Below are 16,631 nucleotides of genomic sequence, written 5' to 3'. Positions count from 1 at the left end.
ATTTATGCCGGCAAGGAGTCAGCAGTGATTACCCTCTCCAAACTTTTCATTCATCCGGTGAAATCGATGCGTGGCCTGCAACTTTCGCAGGGCCTGGCCGAGCGCGCCGGGCTGGCCTTTGACCGGGCGTTTATGCTGACCACGCCGGACGGCACCTTTATTACCGCCCGGCAATTGCCGCAGATGGTGCAGTTCACCCCGGCGCTGCTGCCGGATGGCCTGTACATCACCGCGCCGGACGGCAGCAGCGCCGTTATCCGTTACGGGGAATTCAGTGACACAGAGAGCCCGACCGAAGTCTGGGGTAATCATTTTACCGCCCGTATCGCCCCTGATGCCATCAATCACTGGCTGAGCGGTTACCTGGCGCGCGAGGTGCAGTTACGCTGGCTGGGGCCGACCCTGAGCCGCCGTGTCAAAGCCGCGCCCGATACCCCTTTGACCTTTGCGGATGGCTATCCGTTCCTGCTGATTAATGAGGCATCACTGGAGGAACTGCGCCGGCGCTGCCCGGCCGGAATCAAACTCGAGCAGTTCCGGCCCAACCTGGTGGTGGCCGGGGCCACTGCCTTTGCCGAAGACAGCTGGGCCGCGCTGCGGGTCGGCAGCGTGGTGTTTGACGCGGTGAAACCTTGCAGCCGCTGCGTGCTGACCACCGTCAGCACCGAGCGCGGGGTGAAGCACCCGGGCGGTGAGCCGCTGAAAACGCTGCAATCCTTCCGCACGGCGGACAACGGCGACGTCGATTTCGGCATGAACCTGATGGCGCGCAACAGCGGCATTATCCGGGCAGGCGATGCGGTAGAGATCCTCTCCACCCGCACGCCGCGCGCCTATACCGCCGGCAAGGTCAGCGTGGCGGTTGCGCCCCCGGCGCCGTCTGAACAGCGTGTTGATATTACCTATCAGGGCCAGCGTTTCAGCGGCAATAAAAAAGAGGTGTTACTGGATCAGCTGGAGCAGCAGGGGTTCCGCATTCCCTACTCATGCCGGGCCGGGCTGTGCGGCAGTTGCCGCCTGACGCTGGAGAAGGGAAAGGTGGCCCCGCTGGTGCAGGATGCCCTGGGCACTGACGGCACGCTGCTGAGTTGCAGCTGCATACCGCTGGGGGATGTCACCCTGAGCTAGCCCGTGCGGGCCGGAAAAAGAGGGTCAGAAAGGCGGCGCGCCCATGGGTGCGCTGTTTTGAGAGCCGGCCGTTTAAGCGCCGACTGTTGTTAATCCTGAAAGGCTAAACGGCCTGATCGTACAGTGCGGCCAGGTCCAGCTCTTCTGCGACCGGCATCATCCGGTCATGCATGATTTTTATCGCGTCACCGCACTGCATGGTGCGCCCGGCCAGCGTCAGCTGATTCTGCGCCAGCAGGCAAAGGCTGGCATTGTCGCCGGACTCCACCACCAGCAACTGCGCCCGGTCACCGCTCTCGGTGACGTTCACCGCCACCACGTCACCGGTTTTCGGTGCCAGCGCGCGCGCCTGCTGGGTAAAGTGCCAGCTTTTCGGCATCAGCGGCTTCAGGTAACGAAATGCCACCAGCGCATTTAATACCAGTTCAGCGCGCAGCTCGGATTTAAGCTTAATTTTGCGGCACTGCTCTTCATAATCAAAATAGAGCGCTGCATCTTCCACCGAAAAGGCAGACTCGCCGAACGCATCCGGCGTTAACATTTTGGCGGGAAAGCGCGAGCGGAATATCATGCCGTTTGCCAAATCCAACATCAGCCGATCGTGATCGGCGTCAAAATACCAACGCCAATTGTCGTCAGGTTTGATTCTCATCGGGTTACCCCTTTACGCCTGTTAATTTCCAAAAACCCCAACAAGACCGCCGTAAAAGTGTCGCTGCTGACGGTATGCTAATAAATGATGCCGGTGAGGATCGCTGAACATATTATTTAGTCTGGTAACACGCTGTCATCCCGCGCCTATAACCCCGGCAGTGGACAAAATATAGTCGAGCCGGGAGGAGAAATAAACCCCCCGGCCCGGCATGTTGGTTAAAAAATATCAAATTGCGTTAATAATATCTTTTATCAGCCTCGGCCCGTGATAAATAAAGCCGGAATAGAGTTGAATCAGTGACGCACCAGCCTGCATTTTTTCCCGTGCGGCAGTGAGGGAATCAATGCCGCCCACGCCAATAATCGGCAACCGCCCCTGTAATTCCAGCGACAAACGGCGAATCACTTCCGTGCTGCGCAACTGTACCGGACGGCCGCTCAGGCCGCCCGCCTGTTCGCAATAATTGAGGCCGTGCACCAGTTTGCGATCCAGCGTGGTATTGGTGGCAATCACACCGTCGATATTATGGCGAACCAGGCTATCGGCAATTTGTACCAGCTCTTCTTCTGACAAATCTGGCGCAATTTTCACCGCTACCGGCACATATTTGTGATGCTGTTGCTGTAATTGTGCCTGCTTATTCTTGATGGCGGCGAGCAATTCATCCAGCGCGTCGCCATACTGCAATGAACGCAATCCCGGCGTATTGGGTGATGAGATATTAACCGCTATATAGCCGGCATGAGGGTAGACTTTCTCCATGCAGAGCAGGTAATCATCCTTGCCGTTTTCCACCGGCGTGTCTTTATTCTTGCCGATATTGATGCCGAGGATGCCGCCAAAACGCGATTTTTTAACGTTTTCGACCAGATTATCCACCCCGCGGTTATTGAACCCCATGCGGTTGATTAACCCTTCTGCCTCCACTACCCGGAATAGCCGCGGCTTATCATTGCCCGCCTGCGGGCGCGGCGTCACGGTGCCGACCTCGACAAAGCCAAACCCCATCGCCCCAAAGGCGTCAATGCACTCCCCGTCTTTATCCAGCCCGGCCGCCAGGCCCAGCGGGTTTTTAAACGAGAGGCCCATGCAGCTGACCGGTTTGGCAGGCAGTGACTGGCGGATAAGGAATTCAAACGGCGAGCCGGAAAGGCGGCGAAGCTGGCGGAAGGTCAATTCGTGTGCGTGTTCTGGGTCGAGCTGGAAAAGCGCTTTTCTGACGAGGGGATAATACATGAAATCTCCTGAGTTCCCGGTGGCAAACCGGGGGCGTATTATCCGCGAATGCCCCACAAAAGGGAAATGATCCACCACAAAAAAACGCCCTTTCCGCAATCGTTTTCCCCCGCGCCGCGCCGCCCTTTTGCCCCATCCTCTTTTTCCCCGGCTGACCGGCCGGTTGTTATTCCCTTTTCAGAAAAGGAAAGCAGAAAAAGAGATTTTAAGAAATAAGCCTCGGCTGATAGCGTGTTAACACTTGGTTAGGAAAAACGCCCCAACTATTCTTTTTAGTTATAAGGAGTAAGTATGCACGTTATATCTCTGGCAGGCAGCCCGCGACAACCTTCCCGTTCATCTGCGCTGCTGCACCGCAGCGAACAGTGGCTGCAACAACGTGGTGTCACCATCACCGCCTATAACCTGCATGATTTTGACGCTGAAGATTTACTCTACGCCAATTTCAACAGCCCCCAGATCAAGGCGCTGACCGCCGAACTGGCCGGGGCCGATGGCCTGCTGGTGGCAACGCCGGTGTATAAAGCGGCTTACTCCGGCGCGCTGAAAACCCTGCTTGACCTGCTGCCGGAGCGCGCGCTGGATCATAAGGTGGTGTTGCCGCTGGCCACCGGCGGCTCCCTCGCCCATATGCTGGCGGTGGACTACGCCCTGAAACCGGTGCTGGCCGCCCTGAAAGCCCAGGAAGTGCTGCACGGCGTGTTTGCAGATGACAGCCAGATTGACATGAAAGCCCAGCCACAGCCCCTCCTGACCCCGGCGCTGGCGCTGCGGCTGGAGGAGGCACTGGAGAGTTTCTATCAGGCGCTGGACCGCCGTGCGCCGCTGCGGGCCGCAGGGGCCGACCTGCTGCGGCATATTGCCTGAACCGTAAATAAGGAGAGCAGAAGATGACAACGATGTCGCTGTTTCGTCGCTGGGGCCGCACCCTCGCCCTGTTTACCCTGCTGGGCGGGCTGAGCCTGACCGCGCAGGCTGCACAAGACCCGGCGCAGTTCCGCATCGGGTATCAGAAAGGCTCTGTCAGTCTGGTGCTGGCCAAAACCCATCAGATGCTGGAAAAGCGCTACCCGCAGACGCATATCAGCTGGATTGAATTTCCGGCCGGGCCGCAGATGCTGGAAGCACTGAATGTCGGCAGCATCGATATGGGCAGCACCGGTGATTTGCCGCCGCTGTTTGCGCAGGCAGCCGGGGCCGATCTGCTGTACGTCGGGCAGGAACCGCCCAAACCCAAAGCGGAAGTGATTCTGGTGGCGGCCAACAGCCCGATTCAGAGCGTGGCTGACCTGAAAGGGCGCAAAGTGGCGTTCCAGAAAGGCTCCAGCTCGCACAACCTGTTGTTACGCGCACTGCAACAAGCCGGGCTGACGTTCAAAGATATCACCCCGGTCTACCTGACCCCGGCCGATGCGCGCGCGGCTTTCGCGCAGCATAACGTCGATGCCTGGGCGATCTGGGACCCGTACTACTCCGCCGCACAGCTTCAGGGCGGCGTGCGGGTACTGAAAGACGGCACCACGCTGAACCAGACCGGCTCCTTCTACCTGGCTGCGCGCAGCTATGCCGAGGCGCATCCGGCATTTATCCGTGACGTGCTGAGCCAGCTGACCGCTGCCGATGCCCTGACCCGCACCGACCGCGCCCAGAGCATTACGCTGCTGGCTACCGCGATGGGGCTGCCGGAGCCGGTAATCGCCACTTATCTGGATCACCGCCCGGTCACCGTGATTGAACCGGTGGACAAACGCACCGAACAGGCCCAGCAGAACACTGCCGATCTGTTTTATGAGAATCACCTGCTGCCGAAAAAGCTGGATATCGCCAGCCGTATCTGGCACGCAGCGCCCTGACCCGTTCACTACCCCGCCCGGCGCGGAGCTCGCCGGGCCGTACAAGGAGCAAACACCATGAGCCTTAACGTTTTCTGGTTTTTACCGACCCACGGCGACGGTCACTACCTCGGCACCAATGAGGGTGCACGCACCGTCGATCACGCTTACCTGCAACAGATTGCCCAGGCGGTGGACCGCCTGGGGTTTGGTGGGGTGCTGATCCCGACCGGCCGTTCCTGTGAGGACTCCTGGCTGGTGGCGGCGTCGATGATTCCGGTCACGCAACGGCTGAAATTCCTGGTGGCGCTGCGCCCCGGCATTATCTCCCCGACGCTGGCGGCGCGGCAGGCTGCCACGCTGGACAGGCTTTCCAACGGGCGCGCCCTGTTTAATCTGGTGACCGGCGGTGACCCGGATGAGCTGGCCGGTGAAGGGCTGTTCCTCGACCACGAAGAACGTTACGAAGCCTCGGCGGAGTTTACCCACATCTGGCGCCGGGTGCTGGAAGGCGAAACCGTGACGTTCAACGGCAAACATATTCAGGTAAAGGAGGCACGTCTGATGCTGCCGCCGGTACAGCAGCCGCGCCCGCCGCTCTATTTTGGCGGCTCGTCCGATGCCGCGCAGGATCTGGCCGCCGAACAGGTTGAGCTTTACCTGACCTGGGGCGAGCCCCCGGCGCAAGTGAAAGAGAAGATTGAGCAGGTACGCGCCAAAGCGGCGGCCAAAGGGCGCCAGGTACGTTTCGGCATCCGGCTGCATGTGATTGTGCGTGAAACCACGGACGAGGCGTGGCGCGCCGCGGACCGGCTGATCGCCAATCTGGACGACGAAACCATCGCCCGCGCCCAGCAGTCGTTCGCCCGGTTTGACTCCGTCGGCCAGCAGCGGATGGCGGCCTTGCACGGCGGCAAAAAAGATAACCTGGAGATCAGCCCCAACCTGTGGGCCGGGGTCGGGCTGGTGCGCGGCGGGGCCGGTACCGCGCTGGTGGGCGATGGCCCGACGGTGGCGGCACGGATGCAGGAGTATGCCGATTTGGGTATCGATACCTTTGTGCTCTCCGGCTACCCGCATCTGGAAGAGGCGTACCGGGTGGGCGAATTGCTGTTCCCGCACCTCGATCTGGCCACTGCCGATGCGGCCCCCGGCAACCTGCGGGTGATCCGGCCGCAATCCGAGGTGATTGCCAATGACTTCTACCAGACCACTGCGTCACAGAGCTGAGGAACGCACCATGCATCACTTTGCCAAACGTGGGTTATACCGTCTCGCCCCCTGGGCCGTGCCGGTGCTGTTGATTGTCGTCTGGCAACTGGCGGTGGAGACCGGCTGGCTCTCCAACCGTATTCTGCCGGCCCCGAGCGCAGTAGTGACCGCCTTCTGGTCGCTGAGTGCCAGCGGCGAACTCTGGCACCATCTGGCGATCAGCAGTTGGCGCGCCGGGATTGGGTTCGCCATCGGCGGCAGCATCGGCCTGCTGCTGGGCTTTATCACCGGGTTGTCCCACTGGGGGGAGCGGCTGCTGGACAGCTCATTACAGATGTTGCGCAACATTCCGCATCTGGCGCTGATCCCGCTGGTGATCTTATGGTTCGGCATTGACGAATCCGCCAAAATTTTCCTGGTGGCGCTCGGTACGCTGTTCCCCATCTACCTGAACACCTACCACGGCATCCGCAATATTGACCGCGGCCTGCTGGAAATGGCGCGCAGCTATGGCCTCTCCGGGTTGCCGCTGTTTGTGCAGGTGGTGCTGCCCGGCGCCCTGCCCTCCATTATGGTCGGCGTGCGGTTTGCGCTCGGCTTTATGTGGCTGACGCTGATTGTGGCAGAAACCATCTCCGCCAATGCCGGTATCGGCTACCTGGCGATGAACGCCCGTGAGTTCCTGCAAACCGACATCGTGGTGGTCGCCATTGTGCTGTACGCCATTCTCGGCAAGCTGGCTGACTTCAGCGCGCAACTGCTGGAGCGCGTCTGGCTGCGCTGGCACCCCGCCTATCAACTGACCTCCCAAGGAGGCAACGCATGAGTACGCCAACCCGTATCCCGCAGGGCACGCCGCTGACGCTGAACCACATCAGCAAACGTTATGGTGCCCGCACGGTACTGCATGATATTGACCTGCGCATTGTTCCCGGCCAGTTTGTGGCAGTGGTAGGCCGCAGCGGCTGCGGTAAAAGTACCCTGCTGCGTCTGCTGGCCGGGCTGGAGCATGCCAGCGAGGGCGCGCTGCTGAGCGGTAATGCGCCGTTGGCCAGTGTGCAGGAGGATACGCGCCTGATGTTTCAGGAGGCACGCCTGCTGCCGTGGAAGCGCGTGATTGATAACGTCGGGCTGGGCCTGAAGGGCAACTGGCGGCCGGCGGCGCAGGAAGCGCTGGCGGCGGTCGGGCTGGCGGAACGCGCCGGTGAATGGCCTTCTGCCTTGTCCGGCGGGCAGAAACAGCGGGTGGCGCTGGCGCGCGCGCTGATCCACCGCCCACGGCTGCTGCTGCTGGATGAGCCGCTGGGGGCGCTGGATGCCCTGACGCGCATTGAGATGCAGGGGCTGATTGAATCACTCTGGCTGACGCACGGTTTCACCGTGTTGCTGGTGACCCATGATGTCAGCGAGGCAGTGGCGCTGGCCGATCGGGTATTACTGATTGAAGAGGGCCGGGTCGGCCTGGACATCACGGTGGACGTGCCGCGCCCACGCCGTCGCGGGTCGGTACGGCTGGCCGAGCTGGAAAGCCAGGTGCTGGATCGCATCCTGACGCCTGCCCCCACCCTGCAACCGGTACCGTCGCGCGGCTACGCCTGAGCACGCTTTTCCGGGATAAAAAAAGGCGCGGTGCCTCATGGCCCGCGCCTTTTTTATGGCTTACGCCGTGGGATCAGGCATCCAGCGCTTTGCTGATCTTCTCATACAGATCGCCGGACAGGTTCGGCAGGCTTTTGAGCTGCTCGAGTGCCGCACGCATCTGCACCTGACGTGACTCATCATAGCGTTGCAGGCGGATCAACGGCTCCACCAGACGGGACGCCACCTGCGGGTTGCGGGTGTTGAGATCCGTGAGAATTTCCGTCAGGAAGCGGTAGCCGCTGCCGTCTGCTGCATGGAACGCTGCTGGGTTGCCGGAGGCGAACGCCCCAATCAGCGACCGCACGCGGTTCGGGTTGCCCAGGCTGAAAGAGCGATGGTTCAGCAGGCTGCGCACTTTCTCCAGCACATTCTCCGCCGGGCTGGTTGCCTGCAGGATAAACCATTTGTCCATTACCAGGCCATCCTGATGCCAGCGCTCATCAAACGCCGTCAGCAGCGCCGTCCGGCATGGTAACTGGGCCGTGACCGCCGCCGACAAGGCCGCCAGTGCATCGGTCATGTTATCGGCAGCGTGATACTGCTTCGCCACTAGCTGGTCAGCACGTTCCGGATCGCCGAAGGCCAGATAGCTGAGGCAGAGGTTGCGCAGGCTGCGCTTGCCGATGTCGGCATGCTCTACCCGGTATTCCGGCGTCAGGTTGGCGTAGTAGACCGCCAGCCATTCATCCGCCATTTCCGTGGCCAGGCAACCGACAATCGCGGAGTGGACGGCGTGGATCGCCTCCGGATCGATGGTGGCGAACAGTTCCGCCATCTCATTTTCCGTCGGCAGCGACAGGATCTGCGCGATAAGGGCCGGTTCCAGCGTCTCATCCAGCAGAATACCGCGGAAGGCATCCGCCACGTGCAGCGGCAGCGACAGCGGCTGTTTCTGCTGGTGGCGCGCAACGTTCAGGCGGATATAGAGCGCCAGCAGGCTCTGCGCCGCATCCCAGCGGGAGAACGGATCGGTCGCGTGCTGCATCAGGAAGGTGAGCTGCTGGTCGCTGTAGGGGTAATCCAGTTTCACCGGCGCGGAGAACTGGCGCAGCAGCGACGGCACCGGCGGCAGGGTAATACCGTCAAACACAAAGGTCTGCTCGGCTTCTGTCACGTTCAGCACCGAATGCACCGGGTTGCCGTCACGTACCAGCGGGATGACATTGCCCTCCTGATCGTAGAGCTCAATATCCAGCGGAATGTGCAGCGGCAACTTCTCCTGCTTGTCCGCCGTCGGCGGTGTGGTCTGGCTGACATGCAGGCGATATTGCTGAAGCTCGGTGCTGAACTCATCACGCACCGTCAGCACCGGCGTGCCGGACTGGCTGTACCAGCGGCGGAACAGCGACAGGTCAACGTTAGAGGCATCTTCCATCGCCTGCACGAAATCATCGCAGGTGGCGGCGCTGCCGTCATGGCGTTCGAAGTAGAGCTGCATCCCGGCCTGGAACTGCGCCTCACCCAGCAGGGTGTGCATCATCCGGATCACTTCCGCGCCCTTCTCATACACCGTCAGGGTGTAGAAGTTGTTCATCTCGATCACCTTGTCCGGGCGGATCGGGTGCGCCATCGGGCTGGCGTCTTCTGCAAACTGCGCGCTGCGCATCAGGCGCACGTTGGCGATGCGGTTGACCGGGCGGGAGCCGAGATCGGCGCTGAACTCCTGGTCACGGAATACCGTCAGCCCCTCTTTAAGGCTGAGCTGGAACCAGTCACGGCAGGTGACGCGGTTGCCGGTCCAGTTATGGAAATATTCGTGGCCGATGACCCGCTCAATGTTCAGGTAGTCGGTGTCGGTAGCGGTTTCCGCCTTCGCCAGCACATATTTGGAGTTAAAGACGTTAAGGCCTTTGTTCTCCATCGCGCCCATGTTGAAGAAATCCACCGCCACAATCATATAGATGTCGAGGTCATACTCCAGGCCAAAGCGGGTTTCGTCCCATTTCATCGACTGCTTCAGCGAGGTCATCGCCCAGTCGGCGCGGTCCAGGTTGCCGCGGTCCACGTACAGCTCCAGCGCGACCTCGCGGCCGGAGCGGGTGGTGAAGGTGTCACGCAGCACATCAAATTCACCCGCCACCAGCGCAAACAGGTAGCAGGGTTTCGGGAAGGGATCTTCCCAGCGGACCCAGTGGCGGCCGTCACCGAGGTCACCCTGCTCCAGCCGGTTACCGTTGGAGAGCAGGAACGGGTAACGCGTTTTGTCGGCCACGATACGGGTGGTGAAACGTGCCAGCACGTCCGGGCGGTCAAGATAATAGGTGATATGGCGGAAACCTTCGGCCTCGCACTGTGTGCAGAGCGCCTCACCGGAGAGATATAACCCTTCCAGCGCGCTGTTTTTGGCCGGGTGGATCTGGTTGATGATGGTCAGGGTAAAGCTATCCGGCAGTTGATCCAGCACCAGCGTATGGGATTGCTGGTGATAATGCGGCCACGGCTGCCCGTCTACGGTGACGCTAAGGAGCGTCAGGTCTTCCCCATTCAGCACCAGCGGCGCACCTGCCGCGCCCAGGCGTTTTACCTGGCTGATGGCGGTCACGGTGGTGGTGTCGGCGTCGAGCTCAAAATTCAGGTCGATATCGGTAATGGTGTAGTCCGAGGCACGGTAGTCGTGCCGGTATTTAGCCTGCGGCTGTGTTGTGGTAGAGACCTGTGTCATAGAAGCCCTTTGACGTCCGGATGATGGAGGTTAACTAAGTGTATTAGGCTTGCGCGCCGCTGCCACCCTTCTTGCTTTTCCTGCAGGGCGGGTGGCCGGAAATGCCTTTTGTCCGACTTTATCACAGCCGATATAAAATCCTAGTTTGTAAGCGGCTTGTGAGCCTTTTGTGCGCAGTTCTTCTGCGCCTGTGTTTTTTCGGGAGCAAGCAGGTGCACAGGGTGAGAACCTGAGGCGCGGAAAGGGGCTGCATTCCCAATAAGTAAGCGGCTGTGACGGCAAAACCGGACGGGTTGCCGGTTTGTAATCACAATTTAATTTCATTGTCATCTCATTTTATTAACATTTAAAACACATTAACAGGGTTGACGGCACGTTTACCTCTCGACCTCCCCGCGCCTTTTATGGTGTGATGAGACTTCAATAACCGGATAATCAAGGTATACTTCACGCTCTTTGCTGATTATTCCGACTGTGGAAATGCTCCTAACGAGGATGCTGTAACGCGCTATGACTCACTACGCTTCCCCGATTTTGACGTCAATACTGGACACTGATGCCTATAAATTGCATATGCAGCAGGCTGTCTACCACCGGTATCATGACATTACCGTCGCAGCGGAATTCCGCTGCCGCGGCGATGAGCTGCTCGGTGAATACCGTGACGAGATCCAGGCGCAAATCACCCTGATGAGCGAACTGGCCCTGACCGACGAGGAGTACCGTTTCCTCGCCGCGCTGCCGTTTTTCCGCAAGGATTATCTGGACTGGCTGAAAGCATTCCGCTTCAACCCGCAACAGGTGCAGGTCACCAACCGCCGGGGCATGCTGGAGATCCGCATCAGCGGGCCTTGGCGGGAAGTGGTGATGTGGGAAGTCCCGCTGCTGGCGGTGATAAGCGAAGTGGTGCACCGCCACCGCTCGCCGGATGCCACGCCGGAACAGGCTGTCAGCCAGTTGCGCGGCAAGCTGGAACGGTTCAGGGCGCTGGCCGGCGAAACAGACCTGTCCCGCTTCCGGCTGATGGATTTCGGCACCCGCCGCCGTTTCTCGCAGGCGGTGCAGCAAGCGATTGTCACCACCCTGAAAAGCGATTTTCCTTATCTGGTCGGTACCAGTAACTACGATCTGGCGCGCCGGCTCGATCTGGCTCCGGTCGGCACCCAGGCCCATGAGTGGTTCCAGGCACACCAGCAGATCTCACCGGTGCTGGCCAACAGCCAGCGTGCCGCTTTGCAGGCGTGGCTGGATGAGTACCCGGCTCAGTTGGGCATCGCCCTGACGGATTGCATCACCATGGATGCCTTCCTGCGTGACTTTGGGCCGGGCTTTGCCGGGCGTTATCAGGGGCTGCGCCATGACTCCGGCGATCCGCTGGAATGGGGTGAGAAAGCCATTGCCCATTATGAAAAGCTCGATATTGACCCAATGAGCAAAACGCTGGTCTTCTCCGATAACCTGGACCTGGATAAAGCGCTGGCGCTCTACCGCCATTTTGACCGCCGCATCAATCTGGTGTTCGGCATCGGCACCCGGCTGACCTGTGATATTCCCGGCGTCAAGCCGCTGAATATTGTGATCAAACTGGTGGAATGTAACGGCAAGCCGGTCGCGAAACTCTCTGACAGCCCCGGTAAAACCATTTGTGAAGACCCGGCGTTTGTTAAAGCGCTGCGTAAAGCATTCGATTTACCCCTGGTGAAAAAAGCCAGTTAACGGCGGCCTTATTGCACCGGCTTTGCGGCCGGTGCAAATTCCCCTCCTTTATATACCTTCCCTGCCCTATTCATTGTCTCTATGAATTCCCCTGACACCGTTGAGAAATGTTGCCCTGCGCCCGTGATTTCTGCTTGTGTCCTGCGACGCGGTAAGTAACATAGCAAAACCCGCCTGTGGGTGGGTTCCGCAATTCTGAATTAACCCTTATTAAAGAGAGAAATCTATGAGCGTTGTGCCTGTAGTCGACGTACTGCAAGGCCGTGCTGCGGTTGACAGTGAAGTCACCGTACGCGGTTGGGTGCGTACCCGGAGAGATTCTAAAGCCGGCATCTCCTTCCTCGCCGTTTATGACGGCTCCTGCTTTAATCCATTACAGGCCGTCGTAAATAATTCTCTGTCCAATTACCAGACTGATGTGCTGCGCCTGACGACCGGTTGCTCGGTGGAGATTACCGGCACCGTGGTGGCCTCACCAGGTGAAGGGCAGAGCTTTGAATTGCAGGCTACGGCAGTAAACGTGGTGGGCTGGGTCGATGATCCGGATACCTATCCGATGGCGGCCAAACGCCACAGCATCGAATACCTGCGTGAAGTGGCACACCTGCGCCCGCGTACCAACCTGATTGGCGCGGTGGCCCGCGTACGCCACACTCTGGCACAGGCGATTCACCGTTTCTTCCATGAAAATGGCTATTTCTGGGTCTCTACGCCGTTGATCACTGCGTCTGATACGGAAGGTGCCGGGGAGATGTTCCGCGTCTCCACGCTGGACCTGGAAAACTTGCCGCGTGACGATCAGGGCCAGGTTGATTTCAGTGAAGATTTCTTTGGGAAAGAGGCCTTTTTGACCGTTTCGGGCCAGTTGAACGGTGAAACCTACGCATGCGCCCTGTCCAAAGTCTATACCTTTGGCCCGACCTTCCGGGCAGAGAACTCCAACACCAGCCGCCACCTGGCAGAATTCTGGATGATTGAACCTGAAGTGGCGTTTGCCACCCTGGACGACGTAGCAGGTCTGGCTGAAAAAATGCTGAAATATGTGTTTCAGGCCGTGTTGGATGAACGCGCAGATGATCTGGCGTTTTTCGCCGAGCGTGTGGATAAAGATGCCATTGCCCGGCTTGAACGTTTTGTCAGCTCTGATTTTGCCCAGGTAGATTACACTGATGCGATTGAGATTCTGATCAAATCGGGTCAGACGTTTGAGAATGCCGTGAGTTGGGGTATCGATCTCTCTTCAGAACATGAGCGCTATCTGGCAGAAAAACACTTTAAAGCGCCGGTGGTCGTGAAAAACTACCCGAAAGACATCAAAGCTTTCTATATGCGCATGAATGAAGACGGAAAAACTGTGGCGGCGATGGACGTCCTCGCGCCGGGTATTGGTGAGATCATTGGCGGCTCCCAGCGTGAAGAGCGCCTGGACGTGCTGGATCAGCGTCTGGAAGAGATGGGCCTGAACAAAGAAGATTATTGGTGGTACCGCGATCTGCGCCGTTACGGCACCGTGCCGCACTCTGGTTTTGGTCTCGGATTCGAACGGTTAATCGCCTATGTGACTGGCGTACAGAACGTCCGTGACGTCATCCCCTTCCCGCGTACCCCTCGCAATGCCAGCTTCTGACTATCAGAATCTGTACAATTAAGACAATTTTGTTACAAATCAGAGGCCAGCAATGCTGGCCTTTTACATTTTTACAAACTTAGATCCCGGTCACAAAGTTCCCTAATTTTTACATTTTGTAATAATTAGTTTCCTTCTGAAACCTCATTAGGCCTTTGGTAGCATTTTCGCGGTAGATTAACCGCATCGCCAATGGAACACTGCGTGCAGACACAGGAAGACACCATACTCTCAACAATAGTTCCCTGAATTATTGGCGGCAGTGGCAAGGTGTCCGAATAACACCAATGAGGGTAATATAATGATGAAGCGCAACATTCTTGCAGTGGTTATCCCGGCTCTGTTGGCTGCTGGTGCAGCAAACGCCGCCGAAATCTACAACAAAGATGGCAACAAGCTGGATCTGTACGGCAAAGCAGTTGGCCTGCATTACTTCTCTGATGACGACGGTTCTGATGGCGATCAGACTTATGTTCGTTTCGGCTTCAAAGGTGAAACTCAGATTACTGACCAACTGACCGGTTTCGGCCAGTGGGAATACAACGTTCAGGCGAACAACTCTGAAGGTTCTGACGCACAAGACGGCAACAAAACCCGCCTGGGCTTTGCCGGTCTGAAATTTGGTGACTACGGCTCCTTCGACTACGGCCGTAACTATGGCCTGATTTACGATGCACTGGCCTGGACCGACATGCTGCCGGAATTCGGCGGTGACTCTGGTTATTCCGATGGCTTCCTGAGCGGCCGTTCTACCGGCGTGGCTACCTACCGTAACCATAACTTCTTCGGCCTGGTTGATGGCTGGGACTTCGCTGTGCAGTACCAGGGCAAAAACGACCGTGATGACATCCGTCGTGCCAACGGTGACGGCTGGGCCGTTTCTACCTCTTACACCAGCGAAATCGGTGTAGGCATTGTAGGAACTTACGGTGAATCAGACCGTACTAACGCACAAAACTCAGCAACTTATGATAACCCAGATCCGACCCATACCGTTCCGGACACTGTTATTGGTAGTGGTGACAAAGCACAGAGCTGGGCGACCGCGCTGAAATATGATGCTAATAACGTTTACCTGGCAGCAATGTATGGTGAAACTCGTAACGCAACCCCAGTTAGTGGCGCTATTGATGGCATCAACGTTTATGGCTTCGCTAACAAAGCGCAAAACTTTGAACTGGTTGCACAATACCAGTTCGACTTCGGTCTGCGTCCGTCCCTGGCGTACGTACAGTCCAAAGGTAAAGACATCGAAGGCATCGGCGACGTTGACCTGATCAAATACTTCGATGTGGGCGCGACCTACTACTTCAACAAAAATATGTCCACCTACGTTGATTACAAAATCAACCAGCTGGATGACGATAACGCACTGGGCATCAACAACGACGACACCGTGGCTGTTGGTCTGGTTTACCAGTTCTAATCGTACTGTCGCCTGACTTGCGTCAGGTGTGCTGAAGGCAGGGCTCCGGCCCTGCCTTTTCTTTTTCCATTCCCCGTTATCCCTGCTGTTTTTCCGCCCTTCCCGGCACTTGTCTCACCGCCTTCACAAATCGCGTTCTTTTTGCCGCAAACGGTTGGCAAAGCGGAAACATGGCGTTAACCTGAAGCTTCTGCCCGCTTATCACCAAGCCATGGATATTTCTGACATGTTTGAGAAAATCACCGCTGCCCCGGCCGACCCGATTTTGGGACTGGGCGATCTGTTTCGTGCTGATGACCGTCTGACCAAAATTAACCTGGGGATCGGCGTCTATAAAGATGAAACCGGCCAAACCCCGGTGCTGACCAGTGTGAAAAAGGCCGAGCACTATCTGCTGGAAAATGAGACCACCAAAAATTACCTGAGCATTGAGGGCATCCCGGCGTTTGCCAGTTGCACTCAGGCCCTGCTGTTCGGCAGCGACAGCGCGATTATCACCGATCGCCGCGCCCGTACGGCGCAGACGCCGGGCGGCACCGGTGCCCTGCGCGTGGCGGCTGATTTTCTGGCAACCCAGACCACGGCGAAACGGGTCTGGATCAGTAACCCGACCTGGCCAAATCACAACAATGTGTTTGGTTCTGCCGGGCTGGAGGTGGTGAATTACGATTACTACGACGCAGAAAACCATACGCTGAACTTTGACGGCATGCTGGCCAGCCTTGAGGCAGCGCAAGCCGGTGATGTGGTGTTGTTCCACGGCTGCTGCCACAACCCGACCGGGATTGACCCCACGACGGAACAGTGGCAACAACTGGCTGACCTTTCCCGTGAAAAAGGCTGGCTGCCGCTGTTTGACTTTGCCTATCAGGGCTTTGCCAACGGGCTGGAAGAAGATGCCCAGGGCCTGCGGATTTTTGCGGCTCAACACGCTGAACTGATTGTTGCCAGCTCCTACTCGAAAAACTTTGGCCTGTACAATGAGCGCGTCGGTGCCTTTACGCTGGTGGCGGCAGATGCAGAGAATGCCGACCGGGCGTTCAGCCAGATCAAAGCCACGGTGCGTGCCAACTACTCCAACCCGCCGGCCCATGGCGCAGCCGTGGTTGCGACGATTCTCGGCAACGATGCCCTGCGTGCACTTTGGGAGCAGGAGTTGACTGATATGCGTCAGCGCATTCAGCGTATGCGCCAGCTGTTTGTGAATACGTTGCAGGAAAAAGGTGCCCAACAGGATTTCAGCTTTATCATCAAGCAGAACGGTATGTTCTCCTTCAGCGGCCTGACCAAAGATCAGGTGCTGCGCCTGCGTGATGAATTTGGTGTTTATGCGGTGAACTCCGGCCGGGTCAACGTTGCCGGCATGACGCCGGACAACATGGCGCCGCTGTGTGAGGCGATTGTCGCGGTACTCTGAGCCACAAACCCTCTGAACCCCAGGCACAAAAAAGCCAGCTGCAATGCTGGCTTTTTTTATGGCCGGGGTTTTACCACTC

General features: G+C 58.2%; 13 protein-coding genes. 10 read left to right on the top strand and 3 right to left on the bottom strand.

Annotation, left to right across the window (positions count from 1 at the left end):
• Positions 1–24: 24 nt before the first annotated feature.
• Positions 25–1,128: a YcbX family protein gene (locus CYR55_RS00480; RefSeq protein ID WP_101814221.1), complete on the top strand. Its 1,104-nt coding sequence runs from the start codon at positions 25–27 to the stop codon at positions 1,126–1,128.
• 103 nt (positions 1,129–1,231) lie between these two features.
• On the opposite strand, the gene CYR55_RS00475 is transcribed toward CYR55_RS00480, so the two are convergent.
• Positions 1,232–1,780 carry a cell division protein ZapC gene (locus CYR55_RS00475; RefSeq protein WP_101814220.1) on the bottom strand — a complete coding sequence of 183 codons (549 nt, stop codon included), beginning with the start codon at positions 1,778–1,780 and terminating at the stop codon, positions 1,232–1,234.
• Between the two features lie 228 nt (positions 1,781–2,008).
• The gene (pyrD, locus tag CYR55_RS00470) at positions 2,009–3,019 is read right to left on the bottom strand and encodes a quinone-dependent dihydroorotate dehydrogenase (RefSeq protein ID WP_101814219.1); all 1,011 of its coding nucleotides are present in this window, start codon (positions 3,017–3,019) and stop codon (positions 2,009–2,011) included.
• Positions 3,020–3,310: 291 nt separating this feature from the next.
• On the opposite strand from pyrD, the gene ssuE reads away from it, so the two are divergent.
• From ssuE to ssuB, 5 genes are read left to right on the top strand one after another with little or no spacing between them, the layout of a single operon-like run.
• Positions 3,311–3,886 (top strand): NADPH-dependent FMN reductase, encoded by a 576-nt coding sequence (gene ssuE / locus CYR55_RS00465; RefSeq protein WP_101814218.1) that lies wholly within the window; start codon positions 3,311–3,313, stop codon positions 3,884–3,886.
• Between the two features lie 23 nt (positions 3,887–3,909).
• Positions 3,910–4,872 (top strand): sulfonate ABC transporter substrate-binding protein, encoded by a 963-nt coding sequence (locus CYR55_RS00460; RefSeq protein WP_101814217.1) that lies wholly within the window; start codon positions 3,910–3,912, stop codon positions 4,870–4,872.
• A gap of 57 nt (positions 4,873–4,929) precedes the next feature.
• On the top strand, positions 4,930–6,081 hold the full coding sequence (ssuD, locus tag CYR55_RS00455) for an FMNH2-dependent alkanesulfonate monooxygenase (protein ID WP_101814216.1): 1,152 nt from the start codon (positions 4,930–4,932) through the stop codon (positions 6,079–6,081).
• Between the two features lie 10 nt (positions 6,082–6,091).
• Positions 6,092–6,889, top strand: coding sequence for an aliphatic sulfonate ABC transporter permease SsuC (ssuC, locus tag CYR55_RS00450; protein WP_101814215.1), 798 nt, complete (start codon positions 6,092–6,094; stop codon positions 6,887–6,889).
• Positions 6,886–7,662 carry an aliphatic sulfonates ABC transporter ATP-binding protein gene (gene ssuB / locus CYR55_RS00445; protein ID WP_101814214.1) on the top strand — a complete coding sequence of 259 codons (777 nt, stop codon included), beginning with the start codon at positions 6,886–6,888 and terminating at the stop codon, positions 7,660–7,662. The genes ssuC and ssuB overlap by 4 nt, the downstream gene beginning before the upstream one ends.
• 73 nt (positions 7,663–7,735) lie before the next feature.
• Here ssuB and pepN read toward each other — a convergent pair whose 3' ends face one another.
• Positions 7,736–10,366 (bottom strand): aminopeptidase N, encoded by a 2,631-nt coding sequence (pepN, locus tag CYR55_RS00440; RefSeq protein ID WP_101814213.1) that lies wholly within the window; start codon positions 10,364–10,366, stop codon positions 7,736–7,738.
• A 510-nt stretch (positions 10,367–10,876) separates the two neighbouring features.
• On the opposite strand from pepN, the gene pncB reads away from it, so the two are divergent.
• From pncB to CYR55_RS00420, 4 genes are all read left to right on the top strand, one after another.
• Complete coding sequence (gene pncB / locus CYR55_RS00435) at positions 10,877–12,082, top strand: nicotinate phosphoribosyltransferase (protein WP_101814212.1); 1,206 nt, start codon at positions 10,877–10,879, stop codon at positions 12,080–12,082.
• Between the two features lie 226 nt (positions 12,083–12,308).
• On the top strand, positions 12,309–13,709 hold the full coding sequence (gene asnS / locus CYR55_RS00430) for an asparagine--tRNA ligase (protein WP_101814211.1): 1,401 nt from the start codon (positions 12,309–12,311) through the stop codon (positions 13,707–13,709).
• A 301-nt stretch (positions 13,710–14,010) separates the two neighbouring features.
• On the top strand, positions 14,011–15,135 hold the full coding sequence (gene ompF / locus CYR55_RS00425) for a porin OmpF (protein WP_101814210.1): 1,125 nt from the start codon (positions 14,011–14,013) through the stop codon (positions 15,133–15,135).
• Between the two features lie 226 nt (positions 15,136–15,361).
• Positions 15,362–16,552 carry an amino acid aminotransferase gene (locus tag CYR55_RS00420; RefSeq protein WP_101814655.1) on the top strand — a complete coding sequence of 397 codons (1,191 nt, stop codon included), beginning with the start codon at positions 15,362–15,364 and terminating at the stop codon, positions 16,550–16,552.
• Positions 16,553–16,631 lie beyond the last annotated feature (79 nt).

Origin of the sequence: Chimaeribacter californicus (assembly GCF_002858675.1) — a bacterium.
GTDB classification, from domain to species: domain Bacteria; phylum Pseudomonadota; class Gammaproteobacteria; order Enterobacterales; family Enterobacteriaceae; genus Chimaeribacter; species Chimaeribacter californicus.
The sequence above is the reverse complement of the archived record's forward strand: the minus strand, read 5'-3'. Positions and strand labels throughout refer to the sequence as shown.

Coding starts and splice junctions, on each gene's coding strand:
- CYR55_RS00475 (WP_101814220.1), bottom strand. CDS start 1,780: ATGAGAATCAAACCTGACGACAATTGGCGTTGGTATTTTGACGCCGAT.
- pyrD (WP_101814219.1), bottom strand. CDS start 3,019: ATGTATTATCCCCTCGTCAGAAAAGCGCTTTTCCAGCTCGACCCAGAA.
- ssuE (WP_101814218.1), top strand. CDS start 3,311: ATGCACGTTATATCTCTGGCAGGCAGCCCGCGACAACCTTCCCGTTCA.
- CYR55_RS00460 (WP_101814217.1), top strand. CDS start 3,910: ATGACAACGATGTCGCTGTTTCGTCGCTGGGGCCGCACCCTCGCCCTG.
- ssuD (WP_101814216.1), top strand. CDS start 4,930: ATGAGCCTTAACGTTTTCTGGTTTTTACCGACCCACGGCGACGGTCAC.
- ssuC (WP_101814215.1), top strand. CDS start 6,092: ATGCATCACTTTGCCAAACGTGGGTTATACCGTCTCGCCCCCTGGGCC.
- ssuB (WP_101814214.1), top strand. CDS start 6,886: ATGAGTACGCCAACCCGTATCCCGCAGGGCACGCCGCTGACGCTGAAC.
- pepN (WP_101814213.1), bottom strand. CDS start 10,366: ATGACACAGGTCTCTACCACAACACAGCCGCAGGCTAAATACCGGCAC.
- pncB (WP_101814212.1), top strand. CDS start 10,877: ATGACTCACTACGCTTCCCCGATTTTGACGTCAATACTGGACACTGAT.
- asnS (WP_101814211.1), top strand. CDS start 12,309: ATGAGCGTTGTGCCTGTAGTCGACGTACTGCAAGGCCGTGCTGCGGTT.
- ompF (WP_101814210.1), top strand. CDS start 14,011: ATGATGAAGCGCAACATTCTTGCAGTGGTTATCCCGGCTCTGTTGGCT.
- CYR55_RS00420 (WP_101814655.1), top strand. CDS start 15,362: ATGTTTGAGAAAATCACCGCTGCCCCGGCCGACCCGATTTTGGGACTG.